The organism is Crenobacter sp. CS_VA4 (assembly GCF_055597485.1).
In genome coordinates, this window is sequence record NZ_JBVMAE010000001.1 from 317,967 (window position 1) to 336,552 (window position 18,586).

General features: G+C 66.3%; 25 protein-coding genes. 10 read left to right on the plus strand and 15 right to left on the minus strand.

What is annotated here, in order from left to right; all coding sequences use genetic code 11:
• Positions 1–3 precede the first annotated feature (3 nt).
• Positions 4–660 (plus strand): FMN-binding negative transcriptional regulator, encoded by a 657-nt coding sequence (locus ACZ2IA_RS01545; protein WP_470290792.1) that lies wholly within the window; start codon positions 4–6, stop codon positions 658–660.
• The gene (locus ACZ2IA_RS01550; protein WP_470290793.1) at positions 653–1,051 is read left to right on the plus strand and encodes a GFA family protein; all 399 of its coding nucleotides are present in this window, start codon (positions 653–655) and stop codon (positions 1,049–1,051) included. The genes ACZ2IA_RS01545 and ACZ2IA_RS01550 overlap by 8 nt, the downstream gene beginning before the upstream one ends.
• Before the next feature lie 990 nt (positions 1,052–2,041).
• Here ACZ2IA_RS01550 and aroG read toward each other — a convergent pair.
• Both aroG and dksA read right to left on the minus strand, forming a co-directional pair.
• Positions 2,042–3,118, minus strand: coding sequence for a 3-deoxy-7-phosphoheptulonate synthase AroG (gene aroG, locus ACZ2IA_RS01555; protein ID WP_470290794.1), 1,077 nt, complete (start codon positions 3,116–3,118; stop codon positions 2,042–2,044).
• Between the two features lie 141 nt (positions 3,119–3,259).
• Positions 3,260–3,676: an RNA polymerase-binding protein DksA gene (gene dksA / locus ACZ2IA_RS01560; protein WP_470290795.1), complete on the minus strand. Its 417-nt coding sequence runs from the start codon at positions 3,674–3,676 to the stop codon at positions 3,260–3,262.
• Positions 3,677–4,033: 357 nt separating this feature from the next.
• Here dksA and ACZ2IA_RS01565 point away from each other — a divergent pair, with 357 nt between their 5' ends.
• Together ACZ2IA_RS01565 and ACZ2IA_RS01570 are read left to right on the plus strand one after the other, a co-directional pair.
• Entirely contained in the window at positions 4,034–4,246 is a 213-nt protein-coding gene (locus ACZ2IA_RS01565) for a DUF4260 family protein (protein ID WP_470290796.1), read from the plus strand.
• Positions 4,243–4,749 (plus strand): cupin domain-containing protein, encoded by a 507-nt coding sequence (locus ACZ2IA_RS01570; RefSeq protein ID WP_470290797.1) that lies wholly within the window; start codon positions 4,243–4,245, stop codon positions 4,747–4,749. Before ACZ2IA_RS01565 ends, ACZ2IA_RS01570 begins: the two co-directional genes overlap by 4 nt.
• A gap of 58 nt (positions 4,750–4,807) precedes the next feature.
• Here ACZ2IA_RS01570 and ACZ2IA_RS01575 read toward each other — a convergent pair whose 3' ends face one another.
• The 4 genes from ACZ2IA_RS01575 to ACZ2IA_RS01590 form a co-directional block, all read right to left on the minus strand.
• The gene (locus tag ACZ2IA_RS01575; protein ID WP_470290798.1) at positions 4,808–5,110 is read right to left on the minus strand and encodes a c-type cytochrome; all 303 of its coding nucleotides are present in this window, start codon (positions 5,108–5,110) and stop codon (positions 4,808–4,810) included.
• A gap of 20 nt (positions 5,111–5,130) precedes the next feature.
• Positions 5,131–5,712 (minus strand): YggT family protein, encoded by a 582-nt coding sequence (locus ACZ2IA_RS01580; RefSeq protein WP_470290799.1) that lies wholly within the window; start codon positions 5,710–5,712, stop codon positions 5,131–5,133.
• A gap of 3 nt (positions 5,713–5,715) precedes the next feature.
• Positions 5,716–6,519 (minus strand): pyrroline-5-carboxylate reductase, encoded by an 804-nt coding sequence (gene proC / locus ACZ2IA_RS01585; protein ID WP_470290800.1) that lies wholly within the window; start codon positions 6,517–6,519, stop codon positions 5,716–5,718.
• 192 nt (positions 6,520–6,711) lie between these two features.
• A complete protein-coding gene (locus ACZ2IA_RS01590; RefSeq protein WP_470290801.1) occupies positions 6,712–7,413 on the minus strand; it encodes a YggS family pyridoxal phosphate-dependent enzyme in 702 nt (233 codons plus the stop codon).
• An 86-nt stretch (positions 7,414–7,499) separates the two neighbouring features.
• On the opposite strand from ACZ2IA_RS01590, the gene ACZ2IA_RS01595 reads away from it, so the two are divergent.
• The 3 genes from ACZ2IA_RS01595 to ACZ2IA_RS01605 all read left to right on the plus strand — a co-directional run bounded on the left by ACZ2IA_RS01595 (position 7,500) and on the right by ACZ2IA_RS01605 (position 9,945).
• Entirely contained in the window at positions 7,500–7,652 is a 153-nt protein-coding gene (locus tag ACZ2IA_RS01595; protein ID WP_470290802.1) for a hypothetical protein, read from the plus strand.
• 110 nt (positions 7,653–7,762) lie between these two features.
• A complete protein-coding gene (locus ACZ2IA_RS01600) occupies positions 7,763–8,800 on the plus strand; it encodes a type IV pilus twitching motility protein PilT (RefSeq protein WP_470290803.1) in 1,038 nt (345 codons plus the stop codon).
• Positions 8,801–8,808: 8 nt separating this feature from the next.
• Complete coding sequence (locus tag ACZ2IA_RS01605) at positions 8,809–9,945, plus strand: PilT/PilU family type 4a pilus ATPase (RefSeq protein WP_470290804.1); 1,137 nt, start codon at positions 8,809–8,811, stop codon at positions 9,943–9,945.
• A 2-nt stretch (positions 9,946–9,947) separates the two neighbouring features.
• Here ACZ2IA_RS01605 and ACZ2IA_RS01610 read toward each other — a convergent pair whose 3' ends face one another.
• The 9 genes from ACZ2IA_RS01610 to cyaY all read right to left on the minus strand — a co-directional run bounded on the left by ACZ2IA_RS01610 (position 9,948) and on the right by cyaY (position 16,557).
• Complete coding sequence (locus tag ACZ2IA_RS01610; protein ID WP_470290805.1) at positions 9,948–10,553, minus strand: EAL and HDOD domain-containing protein; 606 nt, start codon at positions 10,551–10,553, stop codon at positions 9,948–9,950.
• Between the two features lie 128 nt (positions 10,554–10,681).
• Positions 10,682–11,419 carry an amino acid ABC transporter ATP-binding protein gene (locus tag ACZ2IA_RS01615; protein WP_470290806.1) on the minus strand — a complete coding sequence of 246 codons (738 nt, stop codon included), beginning with the start codon at positions 11,417–11,419 and terminating at the stop codon, positions 10,682–10,684.
• Entirely contained in the window at positions 11,416–12,081 is a 666-nt protein-coding gene (locus tag ACZ2IA_RS01620; protein ID WP_470290843.1) for an amino acid ABC transporter permease, read from the minus strand. Before ACZ2IA_RS01620 ends, ACZ2IA_RS01615 begins: the two co-directional genes overlap by 4 nt.
• Positions 12,081–12,827 carry an amino acid ABC transporter permease gene (locus ACZ2IA_RS01625; protein WP_470290807.1) on the minus strand — a complete coding sequence of 249 codons (747 nt, stop codon included), beginning with the start codon at positions 12,825–12,827 and terminating at the stop codon, positions 12,081–12,083. The genes ACZ2IA_RS01620 and ACZ2IA_RS01625 overlap by 1 nt, the downstream gene beginning before the upstream one ends.
• Positions 12,828–12,925: 98 nt before the next feature.
• A complete protein-coding gene (locus ACZ2IA_RS01630) occupies positions 12,926–13,834 on the minus strand; it encodes a glutamate/aspartate ABC transporter substrate-binding protein (protein WP_470290808.1) in 909 nt (302 codons plus the stop codon).
• Between the two features lie 261 nt (positions 13,835–14,095).
• A complete protein-coding gene (locus ACZ2IA_RS01635; protein WP_470290809.1) occupies positions 14,096–14,833 on the minus strand; it encodes an amino acid ABC transporter ATP-binding protein in 738 nt (245 codons plus the stop codon).
• Between the two features lie 161 nt (positions 14,834–14,994).
• Positions 14,995–15,774, minus strand: coding sequence for a 16S rRNA (adenine(1518)-N(6)/adenine(1519)-N(6))-dimethyltransferase RsmA (rsmA, locus tag ACZ2IA_RS01640; RefSeq protein ID WP_470290810.1), 780 nt, complete (start codon positions 15,772–15,774; stop codon positions 14,995–14,997).
• A gap of 61 nt (positions 15,775–15,835) precedes the next feature.
• Complete coding sequence (locus ACZ2IA_RS01645; protein ID WP_470290811.1) at positions 15,836–16,243, minus strand: YqaA family protein; 408 nt, start codon at positions 16,241–16,243, stop codon at positions 15,836–15,838.
• Entirely contained in the window at positions 16,243–16,557 is a 315-nt protein-coding gene (gene cyaY, locus ACZ2IA_RS01650; RefSeq protein ID WP_470290812.1) for an iron donor protein CyaY, read from the minus strand. Before cyaY ends, ACZ2IA_RS01645 begins: the two co-directional genes overlap by 1 nt.
• Positions 16,558–16,643: 86 nt before the next feature.
• On the opposite strand from cyaY, the gene lptM reads away from it, so the two are divergent.
• From lptM to ACZ2IA_RS01665, 3 genes are read left to right on the plus strand one after another with little or no spacing between them, the layout of a single operon-like run.
• On the plus strand, positions 16,644–16,847 hold the full coding sequence (lptM, locus tag ACZ2IA_RS01655; RefSeq protein WP_470290813.1) for an LPS translocon maturation chaperone LptM: 204 nt from the start codon (positions 16,644–16,646) through the stop codon (positions 16,845–16,847).
• Complete coding sequence (gene lysA / locus ACZ2IA_RS01660) at positions 16,844–18,094, plus strand: diaminopimelate decarboxylase (RefSeq protein ID WP_470290814.1); 1,251 nt, start codon at positions 16,844–16,846, stop codon at positions 18,092–18,094. The genes lptM and lysA overlap by 4 nt, the downstream gene beginning before the upstream one ends.
• Positions 18,091–18,567, plus strand: a complete 477-nt coding sequence (locus tag ACZ2IA_RS01665; RefSeq protein ID WP_470290815.1) for a GNAT family N-acetyltransferase — start codon at positions 18,091–18,093, stop codon at positions 18,565–18,567. Before lysA ends, ACZ2IA_RS01665 begins: the two co-directional genes overlap by 4 nt.
• Positions 18,568–18,586: the final 19 nt, after the last annotated feature.

Genomic DNA, 18,586 nt, shown 5'->3' on the forward strand with positions numbered 1-18,586 from the left:
GCCATGCCCTACATCCCCGAGCACTTCATCGAACCCGACCCGGCACGCCTCGTCGCCGCGATCCACGCCTGGCCGTTTGCGGTGCTGATGAGCAACGGCGCCGAGCTGCCCGAGCTGAGCCACCTGGCGCTGCTGCCGGTATCGGCAGCGGGCGAGCCGCTCACGCTGTTCGGCCACCTGGCGCGCGCCAACCCGCAGCTCGACACGCTGTTCGACGGCGACCGGGTGCGCGCGCTGTTCCTCGGCCCGCACGACTGCATGTCGCCGAACGACTACGTCACGCCGAATCTCGTGCCGACCTGGAACTACCAGGCGGTGTACGCCGACGGGGTACTTCGCCGCGTCGACGAGCCGGAGCTTCTGCACGCACGGATGGCGGCGCTGAGCGATCGGTTCGAGCAGGGTTCGGCCACGCCGTGGCGCTACGATCCCGAACGCCAGGCCGGCCTGTTGCCGCACATCGTCGGCTTCGAGATCGACGTCGACAGCCTGGTCGGCAAGTTCAAGCTCAGCCAGAACCGTAGTGACGCCGACCGGCAAAGCGTGATCGCCCGCCTCGCCGGCGGCGACGACAACCAGCGTGCGCTGGCCGCGGCGATGCAGGCGGCGGGTCGAGCGCTAACGTTGGCCGAACCTCGTTCAGGAGAACACCATGCCTAGCTACCACGGTTCCTGTCACTGCGGCGCGGTACGCTTTCGCGTCGACGCCGCCATCACCGAGCTGACCACCTGCGACTGCTCGCTGTGCGTGAAGAAGAACGCGCTGATGGCTAAGGTGCACGAGATCCAGCTGACCCTGCTGCAGGGCGAGGAGGCGCTGAGCCTGTACCAATGGAACAGCCGACGGGCGCAGCACTACTTCTGCTCGCGCTGCGGCATCTACCCGTTCCACCGCAAGCGCGCGGCGCCGGACCACTACGGGGTGAACGTGTTCTGTCTCGACGATTTCGACCCGCGCGGGGTGCCGGTGCGGGCGACCGAGGGGGTGGGGATGACGGTGGTGGATCCTGCGGCGCGGCCGGAGTGGCCGGGGCCGCGGGAAGAGGGGTAGGGGGAATGCTTAGCGGCGGGCACGTTATCCACCGCATTTGTTGTTTCCCTGCTTCGGCCAACGTTGGTGCGGGCTGTGGCTTTGTCGGTCTCGCCCGACCGGCGAGGTCCTTTCTTTTGTCTCGCCAAAAGAAAGGACCCAAAGAAAATGCGACCCCGATGCGCTGGCCTTCGGCTTCCCTCGCGCCTGCCAAGCGGCCAGGCGCCGCCGAACTCGCGGGCGGCTAACGTCCGCCCACTCGAACAAGCGGCGGCTTAAAACCTGGCCGCTTGACGATCGCTCGGCAGCGCAAAGGGGACGGGCAGGATGATTGCGACGAGTGTGAATTCCGGGTATGAATTCTAAGATGTGAAGCGCTGTGGTGGATCTGCTGGCTGATGCGCCAAGGTTGGCCGAAAGCATCCGTTTTTCAACGGGATCACTTATCCGGCTTTCGGCCAACCTTAGGGTTTATCCACAGCCAAACGCCAACTGCCGCTTTATCCACAATCAGCAACAGCCCAACAATTAACTGATTTTCCAATCCAACTCACGACGGCCGCCGACGACCACCCATCCCCCTTCGACGCCGCCGAGGACGTCACGGCCAACGGGGGGTGTCGGCGAGCACTGTCCGAGTGCCGACGCAGTCGGCGCGAGTTGCGCAGCCGCCCGTTGGCCGTGGCGCCCGCAGGGTAGCCCGCGCAGCGGGCCGGCGTCGCGGGGTCGCCTTTTCTTTGGGTTCTTTCTTTTGGCGAAACAAAAGAAAGAACCTCGCCGGTCGGGCGAGACCGACAAAGCCGCAATTCCCAACAACGTTGGCTGAAAGAGATGAAGAGTTGCGGCACAGCCAACGTGGGTCGTCTGCGAACACTGTCCGGGGCCGGCTCACCCGGCGCGAGTTGCACATCTCTCGTGTCGACCATGCCTGGCCGCAGCCGTGTTCCACGTGAAACCGAACGCAAAACGCCCGGCACGAGGCCGGGCGTTGTCGGGCGGAATGCGACAGGCTTATTTGCCGGCCGGCACACCGAATTTGTCGCGACGGACACGCACCGCGTCGGCCAGCGTCTTCACCAGCTTCTCGGTGTCGTCCCAGCCGATGCAGGCGTCGGTGATGCTCTGACCGTAGGTCAGCTCGCAACCCGGTTTCTGGTCCTGACGGCCCTCGACCAGATGGCTCTCCACCATCACGCCGAAGATGTGCTGGTCACCGGCGACCAGCTGGCCGGCGATGTCCTCGGCCACTTCCATCTGGCGCTTGTAGTCCTTGCGGCTGTTGGCGTGGCTGAAGTCGACCATCAGCTTCTGCGAAAGCCCCACCGCGGCCAGCTCGGCGCCGGCGGCGCGGACATGGTCGGCCGAGTAGTTCGGCTCCTTGCCGCCGCGCAGGATCACGTGGCAGTCCGGGTTGCCGCCGGTCGACACGATCGCCGAATGGCCGGTCTTGGTCACCGACAGGAAGTGGTGCGGCTGGCTGGCGGCGCGGATCGCATCGACCGCGATCCTCAGGTTGCCGTCGGTGCCGTTCTTGAAGCCGACCGGACAGGACAGGCCGGACGCCAGCTCGCGGTGCACCTGGCTCTCGGTGGTGCGCGCGCCGATCGCGCCCCAGGAGATCAGGTCGGCGAAGTACTGCGGCGTGATCATGTCGAGGAATTCGGTCGCCGCCGGCACGCCCATGCTGTTCAGGTTGAGCAGCAGCTTGCGCGCGATGCGCAGGCCGGCGTTGATGTCATAGCTCTCGTTCAGGTGCGGGTCGTTGATCAGACCCTTCCAGCCGACCGTGGTGCGCGGCTTCTCGAAGTAGACGCGCATCACCACCACCAGCTCGCGCGCGTATTCCTGACGCAGCTTCAGCAGCTTGTGCGCGTATTCTTCGGCGGCCTCGGTATCGTGGATCGAACACGGCCCGATCACCACCAGCAGTCGGTCGTCCTCACCGCGCAGCAGTGCGGCGATCTCGCGGCGGGTGGTGTAGATCAGCTCGGACGCCGACTCGTTGATCGGCAGCTCGTACAGATGGGCAATCGGCGGCAGCAGTTCTTTGATTTCGCGGATTCTGACGTCGTCGGTCTGGCGTTGCATGGCGGTTTCTCTAATGTCCGGGTATTCATTTAGGTATTCCCACAGACTACCCGCATTTTGCGCACTGCGACAAGTCTGTCCGACAAAGGAAAACGCCGCCCCAAGGGGCGGCGTTGGCGGGCGGGACGGGGTGAGCCACCGTCAGTCCGCGTACTGGCGCTTCATCCGTTCGCGGCGCTCCTGCGCCTCGACCGACAGCGTCGCGGTCGGCCGTGCCATCAGCCGCTTCAGGCCGATCGGCTCGCCGGTGTCTTCGCAGTAGCCGTAGGAGCCGTCTTCGATCTGGCGCAGCGAGGCCTGGATCTTCTGCAACAGCTTGCGCTCGCGGTCGCGGGTACGCAGCTCCAGCGCGTATTCCTCTTCGAGGGTGGCGCGGTCGGCCGGGTCCGGGGTCGCTTCCTGTTCCTGCAGGTGGTTGGCCGTGGCGTTGGCGTTGTTCAGCATTTCCTGCTGCAACTGCAACAACAGCTCCTTGAAATATTCAAGGTGATCGGCGTTCATGTAGTCGTCGTCGCCGCCATTCCAATTGAGGATGTCTTGTTCGGTCAGCTTGGCCATAGTTAGGCTTCCATCAAAAAGTTGGTGGGCAAACAGGGAGGCAAGATTACCGACCGCTCGGAGAATAAGCAACCTTCTTGAACCATGCTCAGTGCTTGTCACAAGGCTGACACAGGTATAGCCCATTCGTATCGGCAAACAAGCCCGATATGGCCCGCCCGCCCGCCATCCCGCCCGGCCCACCCGGTTATTCATGACAATGACACGGTTTTCAGCCAACATGGGCGCAACTTTATACCCGGCCGGGTCAACCCGCGGCAATCAGGAGCTGCCCATGGGCGCGGTCACAGGTGCCGTACGACCACGCTGCGGCGGGAAGGACTGGCGCTGCTGACGCTGACCGTACTCGGCGGCGCGGTGGCCTATAACCTGACGCACAGCAAGCTCGGCCCGGCGCTGCTCGCCGCGCTCGGCATCTGGCTGGCGACGCCGCGGCTGTTGCAGGCAGCGCTGATCTGGTTCGCCCACATCGGTTTCGACCGCGCGCTCGGCTACGGCCTGAAGTACGCCAGCGGTTTCGCCGACACCCATCTCGGCCGGATCGGCCGCCACCGTCAGGAGAACGCATGAGCCCCGACTGCATCAAGCATTACCGCGACATCCAGGAGCCCGACGACGACCGCTACCCGGGCAGCGACGAGTTGCTGTCGATCGGCGCGCCGTTCGGCCGGGCGTTCGGCTTCACCCGGCTCGGCATCCACCACGAGCTGCTGCCGCCGGGCCGGCGCACCTCCTGGCCGCACGCCGAGAGCAGCGAGGAGGAGTTCGTCTACGTGATCGAGGGCACGCCGGACGTCTGGCTCGACGGGGTGCTACACCGGCTCGGCCCGGGCGACGCGGTCGGCTTCGTGCCGGGCAGCGGTCTCGCGCACAGCTTCCTCAACAACAGCGACGCCGACGTACGGCTGCTGGTGGTCGGCGACACTCGCCGCGCCGACAACCGGGTGCACTACCCGCTGCACCCGGCGCGCAATGCCGAAATCGGCGCCCAGCACTGGCACGACGTGCCGGAACGCGAGCTGGGCGGGCACGATGGCCTGCCCGACGCGCTGCGCGACAGCAATATCCGCTGACTCACCCCCAAAAAAACAGCCGCCCGGCTAGGGCGGCTGCGGCGCGGCGAGGCGGCGCTTACTTCTGCGCCAGAATCCACTGCACCAGCGTCTTCAGCTCGGCGTCGCTGACCTGCGGGTTCGGCGGCATCGGCACCGGTCCCCACACGCCCGAACCGCCGGCCTTGATCTTGGCGGCGAGCTTCGCCCCGGCGCCCTTGTCGCCGGCGTACTTGCGGCCGATCTCCTGCCAGGACGGCCCGACCAGCTTCTTGTCGGCGGCATGACATTCGGTACAGCTGTACTTCTGCGCCAGCTGCGGGTTGGCCTGGGCGGTGCCGGCCATGAGGCCCAGCACGGCCAGGCCCAGCAGTTTCTTCATCGCGTTTCCTCGCATCGCGTTCACACCACCAGCTTCAGCTGCTCGACCAGCGACAGCTCGACCAGGCGCACCGGCAGCATCAGCACCACCTGGATCAGCAGGAACAGCACCAGCGGCGACAGGTCGATCCCGCCGACCGCGAAGCGACGCAGCGGTTTCAGGAACGGCCGGGTCAGCGCATCGAGGATCGGCGTCATCGCGTTGTACGGGTTCACCCACGACATCACCGCCTGCACCAGCACCGCGCCCATCAACAGATAGAGCGACTGCTTGAACACGTCGAGCAGCGACAGCAGCGCCAGCGCGAGCCAGGTCTGCGGCACGGCGAAGTTGTACGGCCACGGGTTGAGCGCCAGTACCACCGCGTTGGCGATCAGGCTGACCAGCCAGGCCAGCGTCAGCGTCGCGCTGTCGTAGCCCTTGATGCTCGGGATCAGCTTGCGCGCCGGCAGCACCGCGAAGTTGGTCAGCGCCAGGCAGAACTGCGCCAGCGGGTGCTTGAACGGCGCGCGCGTCACCTGCAGATAGAAACGCAGCAGCAGCACCAGCGTGAACAGGTCGGCCAGCGTCTTGATCAGGAATTGCAGGGTTTCGGCCAACATGGATCAGTCCCGGCTCAGCTGTTCGCCCAGCTCGATCGAGCGGGCGCGGCAATCACGGGCACCCTGCACGATCGCCGCCTTGACGAGTTCGGCGTCGAAGCGCGCGATCGCCCGCTCGGTGGTGCCGCCCTTGGACGTCACGTTGGCGCGCAGCTGGGCGATGTCGGTATCGGTCGACTGCGCCAGCGCCACCGCCCCCTCGAAGGTGGCCAGCACCAGCCGGCGCGCCTCGGCATCGGAGAAGCCGACCTCGCGCGCGGCGTTGATCATCCCCTCCATGAAGTAGAACACGTAGGCCGGGCCGCTGCCGGACACGCTGGTAATGTCGTCGATGCCTTCCTCGTCGGCCAGCCACAGCGTCACGCCGGTCGCGCCCATGATCGCGTCGGCGGCCTTGCGGTCGGCCTCGCCGACCGCAGCGTCGGCGAACAGGCCCGACACGCCCTTGCCGACCATCGCCGGGGTGTTCGGCATCACCCGCACGATGCGGTCGTGGCCGCCGAGCCAGCGGCTCAGCGCCGCCAGGCGCACGCCGGCGGCGATCGACACCACCAGCGCGCCGTTCAGCGTCGCCGACAGCGCCTCGCACACGCCCTTGAGCTGCTGCGGCTTCACCGCCAGCACCACCACCTCGTCGACCGACAACGCCGGCACCGCCGTGCTGGCTGAGACGCCGGGCAAGGCGGACAACGCGTCGCGGCGGTCGGCGTTCGGGTCGACCACCTGGATCTGGTGGCCGCCCTGTTTGACCAGCCCGCCGATGATGGCGGTCGCCATATTGCCGCCGCCGATGAAGGTAATCTGCATATTCTTGGTCCTCATTATTGTTGGGGGAACCTCGAAAAACCTGCTACGCGTCACGGATGCTTCGTTGGGCGGTGCTCGAAATCCTCATGGACATCGAGTCCATTCCGGTTTCTGCGCTCCGTCCGCCTCGCCTGCGTGTCGCTCGCGACGGTTTTTCGAGGCCCCCTTGGGGTACGCCGCAGCGGGGCCGGCTCAGGGTCGGGAATAATCGCGCGCGCCGAAGATCGCGGTGCCGACCCGCACCAGCGTGGCGCCTTCGGCCACCGCCACCTCGAGGTCGGCCGACATGCCCATCGACAGCGTATCAAGGGCGATGCCGTCGCCGGCCAGCTGATCGCGCAGCCGGCGCAGCCGTGCAAACTGTTCGGCCAAGCGGGTGGTGTCCGGCGTCGGCTCGGGGATGCACATCAGCCCGCGCAAACGCAGCCGCGGCAGCGCCGCCACTTCCCGCGCCAGCGCCGGCAGCGCCTCCGGCGTGCAGCCGCTCTTGCTCGACTCGCCCGACACGTTCACCTGCAGGCAGACGTTCAGCGCCACCAGCCCCTCCGGGCGTTGCGCCGCCAGCCGCTCGGCGACTTTCAGCCGGTCGACCGAATGCACCCAGTGTGCCAGTTCCGCCACCGCACGGGTCTTGTTCGACTGCAACGGCCCGATGAAGTGCCAGACCAGATCGGGCAGGTCGGCCAGCGCGGCCGCCTTGGCCGTGAGTTCCTGCACATAGTTTTCGCCGAACTCGCGGCAGCCTGCGGCGTACGCCGCGCGCAGCGCCGGCTCGGGAAAGGTCTTGCTGACCGCCAGCAGCGCAACGCTGCCGGCGGGGCGGCCGGCCGCCTGTTCGGCGGCGGCCAGCCGCGCGCCGACGTCGGCCAGCGCGCGGGAAATCGGGTGATCCATGACCTTCCTTGTCTTGCCGGACCAACGGCACCAGCGCCCGGCGGTGACGGCCGAACGGGGCAGTACCCCGGCCAAACGTGAATGGGATGAATGGAATTATAAAGGGAAGCACCGCGGCGACGATACCGGCGCGCCGCGGCGGCGGGCACAAGGCCGCCGACAGCCAGGCGTCCGGCACCTCCCCGGCCACCCCGGCGCTGGCCAGCAGCGGTGGCACCCAGGTCAACACCACCGCCTGAGCGTACCTCCCGCCCTACCGCCGGCCGGTGGCGTCTTCGCACGCCACCGGCCGTTTTGCTTGCCGGCACGGCTATGCCATCATCCTGACTTCCGATTCGCGGAGTCTCCGATGGACATTGCCGAGCTGCTGGCGTTTACCGTCAAGAACCAGGCATCCGACCTGCACCTGTCGGCCGGCCTGCCGCCGATGCTGCGCGTGCACGGCGACGTGCGCCGCATCAACCTGCCGCCCCTGACGCAGGCCGACGTGCACGACATGGTGTACGACATCATGAACGACTACCAGCGCAAGCTGTTCGAGGAAACGCTGGAGTGCGACTTCTCGTTCGACCTGCCCGGCATCGCGCGCTTCCGCGTCAACGCCTTCGTGCAGAACCGCGGTCTCGCGGCGGTGTTCCGTAACATCCCGACCCGGATCCAGACGCTGGAGGAGCTGAACGCGCCGGCGATCCTGCGCGAGATCGCCGGCTACCCGCGCGGCCTGGTGCTGGTCACCGGGCCGACCGGTTCGGGCAAGTCGACCACGCTGGCGGCGCTGCTCGACCACGTCAACGAGACCCGCTTCGGCCATATCCTGACCATCGAGGACCCGATCGAATTCGTCCACGACAGCAAGAAGTGCCTGGTCAACCAGCGCGAGCTGGGGCTGCAGACGCACAGCTTCGACAACGCGCTCAATAGCGCGCTGCGCGAGGACCCGGACGTGATCATGGTCGGCGAATTGCGCGATCTGGCGACGATCCGGCTGGCGCTGACCGCCGCCGAGACCGGCCACCTGGTGTTCGGCACGCTACACACCAGCAGCGCGCCGAAGACCATCGACCGGATCATCGACGTGTTCCCGGCCGGCGAGAAGGACATGGTGCGCGCGATGTTGGCCGAAAGCCTGCGCGCGGTGGTCGCGCAGACGCTGCTGAAGAACCGCGACGGCGACGGCCGGGTCGCCGCGCACGAGATCCTGCTCGGCACCGCCGCGGTGCGCAACCTGATCCGCGAGAACAAGGTCGCGCAACTGGTGTCGGCGCTGCAGAGCGGCCAGCAGCAGGGCATGCAGACGCTCGACCAGAGCCTGCAGGAGCTGGTGCGGCGCCACCGGATCAGCGCCGCCGAGGCGCGCGGCCAGGCGAGCAATCCGGCGCAGTTCTAGGAGCGAAGATGGAACAGGACCAGGCGTCGCGCCTCATCCACGACATCCTGCAGCACGCGCACGAGCGCAACGCCTCGGACGTGTTCATCGCCGCCGACTTCCCGCCGGCGATCAAGGTCGACGGCCGGATCGTGCCGGTGGCGCCACAGGCGCTGTCCGCGCCGCACTGCCGCGCGCTGGTGCGCGCGGTGATGAACGAGCGCCAGGCCGCGGAATTCGACGCCTGCCGCGAGGCCAACTTCGCGATCCAGCCGGCAGGTCAGGGCCGCTATCGGGTCAGCGCCTATCAGGAGCAGGGCCGGGTCGGCATGGTGCTGCGCAAGATCAACACCGCGATCCCGGAGCTCGGCAGCCTCGGCCTGCCGGCGGTGCTCGAAGACGTGGCGATGCTCAAGCGCGGCCTGGTGATCGTGGTCGGCGGCACCGGCTCGGGCAAGTCGAGCACGCTCGCCGCGCTGATCGACTGGCGCAACCGCCACGCCGGCGACCACATCATCACCGTCGAGGAGCCGATCGAGTTCGTCCACGCGCACAAGCAGAGCATCGTCACCCAGCGCGAGGTCGGCGTCGACACCGACAGCTGGGAGGTGGCGCTGAAGAACGCGCTGCGCCAGTCGCCGGACGTGATCATGATGGGCGAGATCCGCGACCGCGACACCATGTTGCTCGGCCTGCAGTTTGCCGAGACCGGCCATCTGTGCCTGGCCACGCTGCACGCCAACAACGCCAACCAGGCGCTCGACCGCGTCCTCAACTTCTTCCCGGCCGAGCGTCACCCGCAGGTGCTGATGGACCTGTCGCTGAATATGCGGGCGATCGTCTCGCAGCGGCTGCTGCCGCGGCGCGGCGGCAGCGGCCGGGTGGCGGCGGTGGAGGTGCTGCTGAACAGCCCGCTGATCGCCGAGCTGATCTTCCGCGGCGAGATCGCGCAGATCAAGGAGGTGATGGCACGCGCGCAGGAAATCGGCATGCAGACCTTCGACCAGGCGCTGTTCGCGCTGTTTGAAGCGGGCAAGATCGGCTATGAAGACGCGCTGAAGAACGCCGATTCGCTGAACGACCTGCGCCTGAGGATCAAGCTCTATGGCGACAACGGTCGCCGCCGCGAAGGGCGCGGCGGGCTCGACCACCTCGACCTGCTCTAGCGTCAGCCCGGCCGGGACAGCACGGTCGGCCGCGCCACGTAATAACCCTGGAACAGGTCGATGCCGAGCGCGCGGCAACGCTCGAAGTCCTTGCGCGAATCGACCTTTTCGGCCAACAGCAGCGGCCCGTACGGCCTGATCTCGCGCACCAGCCGTGCCAGCTGCGTCGGGCTCAACGCCGGCAGGTCGAGCTTCACATAGTCGAGCAGCGGCAATAGCGCGCGGTGCGCGTCGGTCAGCTCGGTCAGGTCGTCGAGTGCCAGCTTGAAGCCATGCCGCTTCAGTTCGCGACAGCGCGCGATCACCGCCGGGGTGATCGCGATCGTCTCCAGCAACTCCAGCACCACCTGCGCCGGTGGCACCGCGTCGAGCAAGGGTCCCATCAGCAGCCCCTCGCCGACGTTGACGAAGCCGGGGTGGCCGGCCAGCGCGGTGACCAGCCCCAGGTCGACGAACATATGACGCAGCACGGTCACCGTCGCCACCTGCTCGTCGACCACCCGCGCGCGGTTTTCCCGGCTGGATCGGAACAACAGCTCGTACGCCACCAGTGCCAGCTGGCGGTCGACGATCGGCTGTCGGCCTAGAAACACCTGTGGTTCGGACATGATGGCGCGTTGGACTGGGCTGAAAAAAGGGCTAATTTTAAATTAATCTCAAAATCACTTTATAGCATCAATAAAAAAACGCCGCACCCGAGGATGCGGCGTTTTCACGGACCCTCGCTGGTGCCGGCTCAGTGCTGCAGGATCTTCGACAGGAAATGCTGCGCCCGCTCGCCGCGCGGCGCGCCGAAGAAGTCGTCCTTGGTGCAGTCCTCGACGATGCGGCCCTGGTCCATGAAGATCACCCGGTTGGCGACGCGACGGGCGAAGCCCATCTCGTGCGTCACGCACATCATCGTCATGCCCTCGTGCGCCAGGCCGGTCATCACGTCGAGCACCTCGTTGATCATCTCCGGGTCGAGCGCCGAGGTCGGCTCGTCGAACAGCATCGCGATCGGGTCCATCGACAGCGCGCGGGCGATCGCCACGCGCTGCTGCTGGCCGCCGGACAGCTGGCCGGGAAACTTCGCCGCCTGCTCCTTCAGGCCGACCCGGTCGAGATACTTCAGGCCCTTCTCGTTGGCCTCGTCGCGCGAGCGGCCGAGCACCTTCATCTGCGCGATCGTCAGGTTGTCGGTGATCGACAGGTGCGGGAACAGCTCGAAGTGCTGGAACACCATGCCGACGCGGCTACGCAGCTTCGGCAGGTCGGTCTTCGGGTCGCCGACCGAAATGCCGTCGACCAGGACGGTGCCCTTCTGGAACGGTTCCAGCGCGTTCACGCACTTGATCAGCGTCGACTTGCCCGAGCCGGACGGCCCGCACACCACCACCACCTCGCCCTTGGCGACCTGGGTGCTGCAATCGGTCAGCACCTGGAAGCTGCCATACCACTTGCTGACGTTGGAGAGCTGAATCATGGCTGTCATACCGCGAACCTCTTCTGCAGGCGCTTGACGAGTTGCGTCGCGCCGAAACTGATCACGAAATACACCGCGCCGGCGAAGATCAGGAACTCGTGCGGCAGGCCGACGATGTCCCCCTTCGAACGGGCGGTATTGAGAAAGTCGAGCAGGCCCACCGCGTACACCAGCGAGGTGTCCTGGAACAGGATGATGCTCTGCTGCAACAAGAGCGGCGTCATCTTGCGGAACGCCTGTGGCAGCACGATCAGGCGCATCGCCTGGGCGTAGTTCATCCCCAGCGCGTAGGCGGCGTTGACCTGGCCCTTCGGGATAGCCTGGATGCCGGCGCGGACGATCTCCGAGAAGTACGCCGCCTCGAACATCACGAACGCCACCAGGCACGAGGTGAACGCGCCGACCGGCTCGAAGCTGCCGGTGATCCAGTTGTAGATCAGCGGCACCACCAGGTAGAACCACGAGATCACCAGCAACAGCGGGATCGAGCGGAAGTAGTTGACGTAGAACTTGGCGAGGCCCGAAAGCAGCCGGATGTCCGACAGCCGCGCAAGAGCCAGCAAGGTGCCGAGCACCACGCCGCCCGTCACCGCCATGCCCAAGAGGCGCAAGGTCAGCACCATGCCGTCGGTCAAGGCCGGCAACGCAGGAATGATCTGACTGAAGTCCATCATTTGCCGTTGCTCCCGATCAGACCGGGCACGCGCACCCGGTTTTCCACCCAGCCCATCAGCTTCATCAGGCTCATATTGAGCACGAAGTAGATCAGCGTGGCGAGGGTGAACGCCTCGAACAGGTTGGCCGAAAACTCGGCGGTCTGCTTGGTCTGCGCGAGCAATTCCATCAGCCCGATCAGCGACGCCACCGACGAGTTCTTGAACACGTTGAGGAATTCGCTGGTCATCGGCGGGATGATGATGCGGAACGCCTGCGGCAGCAGCACATGGCGGTACACCTGCGGCAGCGTGAAGCCCATCGCGTAGGCGGCGTAGCTCTGGCCCTTCGGCAGCGCCTCGATGCCGGTGCGCACCTGCTCGCACACCCGCGCGGCGGTGAACAGCCCCAGGCACACCACCACCGACATATACGCCGAGGTCGCCGGCTTCAGGCCCTGCTTGAACCAGATCTGCACCGAGTCGGGCAGGAAGTCCGGCACCAGGAAGTACCAGAGAAACAGCTGCACCAACAAGGGTACGTTGCGGAACAGCGCCACGTAGCCGCTTGCCAAGCCGGCTAGCGCCTTGTTCGGCAGCGTGCGCAGCACGCCGAGCAAGCTGCCGAGAATCAGCGCGATCACCCACGCCGCCAGCGCCACCGCGACGGTCCACCCTAGGCCGGCGACGAACCAGTCCAGGTAGATCTCGTGGCCGATGCCGGTGGACTTGAAGAACACGCCCCAGTCCCAGTGGTAATTCATCGTCACCTCCAACAGACAAAAAGGGCACCGCCCCGACGCGGCGAGACAGGCTCGGCACGCCGGGGGCAGCCCCCGTTACAGCGTCAGCGGGACGCGAATTACAGCTGTTCGGCCGACTTGTCGGTCGGATTGGCCACCAGCTTCTTGAACACGTCGGACATCGGGAAGTTCAGGTTCAGGCCCTTCGGCGGCACCGGGGACTCGAACCACTTGGCGTAGATCTTGTTGACTTCGCCGGACTTGAATGTCGCCTTCAGCGCGTCGTCGACCACCCTCTTGAACTGCGGGTCGCCCTTGCGCAGCATGCAGCCGTAGATCTCGAACGACTGCGGCTTGCCGGTCACCACCCAGCCCGTCGGGTTCTTGGCCTTGGCCATTTCGCCGTACAACAGCGCGTCGTCCATCATGAACGCCACGGCGCGGCCCGACTCCAGCATCAGGAACGATTCGCCGTGGTCTTTCGCCGAGATGATGTTCATGCCCATGCTCTGCGCGGCGTTCATCGACTTCAACAGGCGCTCCGAGGTGGTGCCGGCGGTGGTCACCACGTTCTTGCCCTTCAGGTCGCCGAAATCCTTGACGCCGGAGGTCTTGGCGGTCAGCAGGCGGGTGCCGATCTCGAAGATGCCGACCGAGAAGTCGACCTGCTTCTGGCGCTCCAGGTTGTTGGTGGTCGAGCCACACTCGAGGTCGACGGTGCCGTTCTGCACCAGCGGGATGCGGGTCTGCGAGGTGACCAAGTTGTAGCGCACCTGCAGGTTCGGCATCTTCAGCTCTTTCTTCACCGCCTCGGCGACCTTGTTGGCCAGGTCCACCGAGTAGCCGATCGGCTTCTGCGGGTCGTTGGCCAGGTACGAGAACGGGATCGAGGCGTCGCGGTTACCCAGCACGATCACGCCGGATTCCTTGATCTTCTTCAGGGTACCGGTGAGCTCGGCGGCCATCGCCGGTGCCGCCACCAGGGCCCCGATTACCGCCGCGCCGATCAGCTGTGTACGTACATTCATGACAGTCTCTCCTGTTGATAACGTTGCTGCTGCGAGGAGCCGCCCTTCTGTTATGGGGGAAGGGTCGGCCGAAACCTTCGAGAACCTCTAAAAACCTGCCGCGCGGCACGGATGCTTCGTTGGCAGTGCTCTGAGCGTGCGAATTTGCAATTCGCTCAGTCCAGAATCCTCATGGACATCGAGTCCACTCCGGTTTCTGTGCACTGTCCGCCTCGCCTGCGTGCCGCTCGCGACGGTTATTCGAGGTTCTCCTTATATTTTTTATTGGTGCATCGGGCTGAGCAGTTGCTTGAGGAACTGCTGCGCCCGTTCATGTTGCGGTCTGAGGAAGAAGTCGTTCGGCGACGCTTCCTCCAGCACTTGGCCGTGGTCGATGAACACCACCCGGTTGGCCACCTCGCGGGCGAAGCCCATCTCGTGGGTGACCACCATCATCGTCATGCCGGACAAGGCCAGGTCCTTCATCACCTTCAGCACCTCGCCGATCATTTCCGGGTCGAGCGCACTGGTCGGCTCGTCGAACAGCATCACGCGCGGGTCCATCGCCAGGCCCCGGGCGATCGCCACGCGTTGCTGCTGGCCGCCGGACAGCTGCGCCGGGAAGGCGTCGCGCTTGCTGGCGAGGCCGACCCGTTCCAAGAGTTCGCCGGCGCGTTTCTCGGCGGCGGCACGGCTCTGCTTCTTCACCTGGATCGGCGACAGCGTGATGTTGTCGAGCACCGACAGGTGCGGATAGAGGTTGAAGTGCTGGAACACGAAACCGACCTCGGCGCGCAAGGCGTTCAGGTCGGTCTTCGGATCGGTGACGTTCTTGCCGTCCACCCAGATCTCGCCGTCGCTGATCGACTCGAGCTGGTTGACGGTGCGGATCATCGTCGACTTGCCCGAACCGGACGGCCCGCACACCACCACCACCTCGCCGGCCTTAACCTCGAGGTTGATGCCGTTGAGCACATGCAGGTCTTTGAACCATTTGTGCACGTTGACGAAACGAATCATGGTCGCGCTTCCCGCAGCAAGTGCCGGCAACGCGCTGACGCTGCCCCGTATCAGCCCGCGCCAAGCGCAAGCCGTATGAATAGTTCATGCCGTCGTTAATCAACAATGACATGAAGTGGCCGATTCTGCCCGCTGATTCGCGGCCGGACAAGCGGCAGTATTCAATCGGCCTTCGCCAGGTGGTTGGCGAGCCGCACGTAGTCGGCCACCGCCAGGTTTTCCGGACGGATGCCCGGGTCGATGCCGAGCGCGGCAAAATCGTCGTCGCTGGCGACGCCCTTCAGGTTGTTGCGCAGCGTCTTGCGCCGTTGGCCGAACGCCTGCGCCACCAGCTCGGCAAACTGTTTCTCGTCGTGCGCCACGCCGACCCGGCCCGGGTTCGGGATCATCCGCACCACCGCCGACTCGACCTTCGGCGGCGGGTGGAACGCGCCGGGCGGCACGATGAACAGATTGTCCATCTCGAAGCGGTACTGCAGCATCACGGTGAGGCGACCGTAGTCGGCGGTCGACGGCTCGGCGACCATCCGCTCGACCACTTCCTTCTGCAGCATGAAGTGCATGTCGATCACCTTGTCGGCGAAGCTCGCCAGGTGAAACAGCAACGGGGTCGAGATGTTGTACGGCAGGTTGCCGACGACCTTGATCCGGCCGGGCAGGCTGCCGAAGTCGAACGCGAGCGCGTCGCCCTCGTGGATGGTCAGCCGCTCGGGGCTGAAGCGGTCCTTCAGCCGGGCGATGATGTCGCGGTCGATCTCGGCGACGTGCAGGTGATTCAGGCGGTCGAGCAGCGGCTCGGTCAGCGCGCCGAGGCCGGGGCCGATCTCGATCACGGTGTCGTCGCGCTCAGGGCCGACCGCGCGCACGATGTCTTCGATCACGCGCGCGTCCTGCAGGAAGTTCTGGCCGAAACGCTTGCGGGGGATATGACTACTGGACATTCAGGTTCTCTGACAATCTTTGCGTGAGTGTATCAAATGGCCGGTCGCGGACCCGGCCCGGCTAGAGGTAGTGCATCGCCAGGCCGATCGCGGCATAGCGCAGAAATTTGCCGACGCTAATCCAGACTAGGCAGGGCCCCCATTTCAGGCGCAACCAGCCGGCCGCGAGCGGTAGCGCATCGCCGATGAACGGCACCCACGACAGCAGCAGCGTCGCCGGGCCGAAACGTTCGAACCAGCCTGCCAGTCGCGGCGACAGCGCCTTCTTCGGCACCCGCCGCCCCAGCCAGACGCTGGTCGCGCTGCCGGCGCTGTTGGCGACGGTCGCCAGCAGCAGCGCCGGCCACAGCCAGTCGGGCCACTTATAGAGGAAGGCGGTCAGCGCGACTTCGGAATTGCCCGGCAGGATGGTCGCCGACAGGAAGGCCGACGCGGCGAGCCCGGCCAGCCCCCACGGCTCGGCCGGCATCAGGACAGGCTGAACGGCTCGCCGGCGGCGTCGCTGACCACCTGCGACAGCGTGGCGAAGAACTCGGCGCCGTCGCGCGCGGACAGCCAGGCGCCGTCGCGCAAGGCGAAGTGGAAGCCGCCGCTCTTCGCCGCGATCCACAGTTCCTGGTTCGGCGTGTGGCGGTTGACGATCACCTTGGTGCCGTCGGCGAATTCCAGCTCGAGCACATTGCCGTTGGTCACGTAGTCGGCGTCGAGGCCGGCGTCGTCGATGGCGGTTTCGATGCGGCCAAAAATCGCATCGGACAGGTCGAGAAATTCGCTTTCGGTCATGGTGGCGGGTTCCGCTAAGAAGGGTGGGTGCACGGCATCGGCCGGCTTTGCTAGTATGGCAATTTTGCCATAAGCGACCGATTGCCATGCGAACCGTGATTGCCCTTGCCGTACTCGCCAGCCTGCTGGCCGCCTGCGGCTACAAGGGGCCGCTCTACCTGCCCAAGCCCAACGGCAAGCAGCACGCGCCGGCGCCGGAGACTAAGCCGATCGCCTCCGCCCCGCTCGCCGCGTCGGCACCGGCCGCCGAGACGGCCCAAAATACCAACCAGGACAAGACCGCACCGTGAACGCCTTTACCTACCGCAACGGCCAGCTCAACGTCGACGACGTCGCGCTGACCACGTTGGCCGAACAGTTCGGCACCCCGCTCTACGTCTACTCGGCGAGCGCGCTCGACGCCGCCTACACCGGCTACCGCGACGCCTTCGCCGGCCTCGACCCGCTGATCTGCTACGCGGTCAAGGCCAACGGCAACCTGGCGGTGCTGCAACGCTTCGCCCGGCTCGGCTCGGGCTTCGACATCGTGTCGGGCGGGGAACTGGCGCGCGTGCTCGCCGCCGGCGGCGACGCCAGCAAGGTGATCTTCTCCGGCGTCGGCAAGAGTGCCGACGAGATGCGCTACGCGCTCGGCGTCGGCATCCGCTGCTTCAACGTCGAGTCGGTCAACGAACTCAAACGCCTCAACGAGGTGGCCGGCGAACTCGGCCGCAAGGCGCCGGTATCGTTGCGCGTCAACCCGGACGTCGACGCCAAGACCCACCCGTACATCTCGACCGGCCTGAAGGACAACAAGTTCGGCATCGCCTTCGACGCCGCGCTCGGCGCGTACCAGCTCGCCGCCAGCCTGCCGAACCTCGACGTGCTCGGCATCGACTGCCACATCGGCTCGCAGCTGACCGACGTGACCCCGCTGGTGGACGCGCTCGATCGCCTGCTGGTACTGATCGACCAGCTCGCCGCCGAAGGCATCGTGCTCAAGCACATCGATCTGGGCGGTGGCGTCGGCATCCGCTACACCGACGAGACCCCGCCGGATCTGGCCGCCTACGCCGCCAAGGTCGCCGAACGTCTGAAGGGCCGCAAGCTGCACCTGATGCTCGAGCCGGGCCGCTCGCTGGTCGGCAACGCCGGTGTGCTGTTGACCCGGGTCGAGTACCTGAAGCTCGGCGACGAGAAGAACTTCGCGGTGGTCGACGCGGCGATGAACGACCTGATGCGCCCGTCGCTGTACTCGGCCTACCACGACATCGTCACCGTGCTTGAGCAGCCGGACAGCGCGCCGCAGCGCTGCGACGTGGTCGGCCCGATCTGCGAATCGGGCGACTTCCTCGGCAAGAATCGCGATCTGGCGGTCGGCGAGGGCGAGCTCTTGGCGGTGCTGTCGTGCGGCGCGTACGCGTCGACGATGGCGAGCAACTACAATGTGCGACCGCGCGCCGCCGAGGTGCTGGTCGACGGCAGCGCGGTGAAACTGGTGCGCCGCCGCGAGACGCTCGACGAGATCCTCGCCAACGAGAAGGCGCTGCTGGCGTGAGCGTGACGGTCCGCGAGCTGGTTCGCGACAGCGCGGCCGACCAGGCGTGCCTGGTCGAGCTGGTCGACGCCTACGCCAGCGACCCGATGGGCGGCGGCGCGGGCCTGTCGGCCGACGCGCGCGCCCGGCTCGGCGCGGCATTCGCCGCGCATCCGGCCACCTTCGCGCTGGTCGCCGAGCAGGATGGCGCGCCGCTCGGCATCGCCTTGTGCGTGCTCGGCTTCTCGAGCTTTTCGGCCGCGCCGACCGTCAACCTGCACGACGTCGCGGTGCTGCCGGCCGCGCGCGGCAAGGGCGTCGGCCGCCGGCTGATGGATGCCGTCGCCGCCGCGGCGCGGACACGCGGCGCCTGCAAGGTGACGCTGGAGGTGCGCCCGGACAACCAGGTTGGTCGAAGCCTGTACGAGTCGCTCGGCTACCAGCTGTCGGCGCTCGGCGGGCAGGCGTATCTGATGATGGAAAAGAAGCTGTAACTGTGCCGTTCCACGTGAA

What these genes read in the sequence shown, in the direction of transcription:
- rsmA (WP_470290810.1), bottom strand. Translation starts at nt 15,774, where the DNA reads ATGTCCAGTAGTCATATCCCCCGCAAGCGTTTCGGCCAGAACTTCCTG.
- ACZ2IA_RS01610 (WP_470290805.1), bottom strand. Translation starts at nt 10,553, where the DNA reads ATGTCCGAACCACAGGTGTTTCTAGGCCGACAGCCGATCGTCGACCGC.
- ACZ2IA_RS01645 (WP_470290811.1), bottom strand. Translation starts at nt 16,243, where the DNA reads ATGCCGGCCGAGCCGTGGGGGCTGGCCGGGCTCGCCGCGTCGGCCTTC.
- lptM (WP_470290813.1), top strand. Translation starts at nt 16,644, where the DNA reads ATGCGAACCGTGATTGCCCTTGCCGTACTCGCCAGCCTGCTGGCCGCC.
- ACZ2IA_RS01630 (WP_470290808.1), bottom strand. Translation starts at nt 13,834, where the DNA reads ATGAATGTACGTACACAGCTGATCGGCGCGGCGGTAATCGGGGCCCTG.
- ACZ2IA_RS01620 (WP_470290843.1), bottom strand. Translation starts at nt 12,081, where the DNA reads ATGGACTTCAGTCAGATCATTCCTGCGTTGCCGGCCTTGACCGACGGC.
- proC (WP_470290800.1), bottom strand. Translation starts at nt 6,519, where the DNA reads ATGCAGATTACCTTCATCGGCGGCGGCAATATGGCGACCGCCATCATC.
- ACZ2IA_RS01580 (WP_470290799.1), bottom strand. Translation starts at nt 5,712, where the DNA reads ATGTTGGCCGAAACCCTGCAATTCCTGATCAAGACGCTGGCCGACCTG.
- ACZ2IA_RS01545 (WP_470290792.1), top strand. Translation starts at nt 4, where the DNA reads ATGCCCTACATCCCCGAGCACTTCATCGAACCCGACCCGGCACGCCTC.
- ACZ2IA_RS01575 (WP_470290798.1), bottom strand. Translation starts at nt 5,110, where the DNA reads ATGAAGAAACTGCTGGGCCTGGCCGTGCTGGGCCTCATGGCCGGCACC.
- cyaY (WP_470290812.1), bottom strand. Translation starts at nt 16,557, where the DNA reads ATGACCGAAAGCGAATTTCTCGACCTGTCCGATGCGATTTTTGGCCGC.
- ACZ2IA_RS01625 (WP_470290807.1), bottom strand. Translation starts at nt 12,827, where the DNA reads ATGAATTACCACTGGGACTGGGGCGTGTTCTTCAAGTCCACCGGCATC.
- ACZ2IA_RS01605 (WP_470290804.1), top strand. Translation starts at nt 8,809, where the DNA reads ATGGAACAGGACCAGGCGTCGCGCCTCATCCACGACATCCTGCAGCAC.
- ACZ2IA_RS01595 (WP_470290802.1), top strand. Translation starts at nt 7,500, where the DNA reads ATGAATGGAATTATAAAGGGAAGCACCGCGGCGACGATACCGGCGCGC.
- aroG (WP_470290794.1), bottom strand. Translation starts at nt 3,118, where the DNA reads ATGCAACGCCAGACCGACGACGTCAGAATCCGCGAAATCAAAGAACTG.
- dksA (WP_470290795.1), bottom strand. Translation starts at nt 3,676, where the DNA reads ATGGCCAAGCTGACCGAACAAGACATCCTCAATTGGAATGGCGGCGAC.
- ACZ2IA_RS01590 (WP_470290801.1), bottom strand. Translation starts at nt 7,413, where the DNA reads ATGGATCACCCGATTTCCCGCGCGCTGGCCGACGTCGGCGCGCGGCTG.
- ACZ2IA_RS01550 (WP_470290793.1), top strand. Translation starts at nt 653, where the DNA reads ATGCCTAGCTACCACGGTTCCTGTCACTGCGGCGCGGTACGCTTTCGC.
- ACZ2IA_RS01570 (WP_470290797.1), top strand. Translation starts at nt 4,243, where the DNA reads ATGAGCCCCGACTGCATCAAGCATTACCGCGACATCCAGGAGCCCGAC.
- ACZ2IA_RS01600 (WP_470290803.1), top strand. Translation starts at nt 7,763, where the DNA reads ATGGACATTGCCGAGCTGCTGGCGTTTACCGTCAAGAACCAGGCATCC.
- ACZ2IA_RS01635 (WP_470290809.1), bottom strand. Translation starts at nt 14,833, where the DNA reads ATGATTCGTTTCGTCAACGTGCACAAATGGTTCAAAGACCTGCATGTG.
- ACZ2IA_RS01615 (WP_470290806.1), bottom strand. Translation starts at nt 11,419, where the DNA reads ATGACAGCCATGATTCAGCTCTCCAACGTCAGCAAGTGGTATGGCAGC.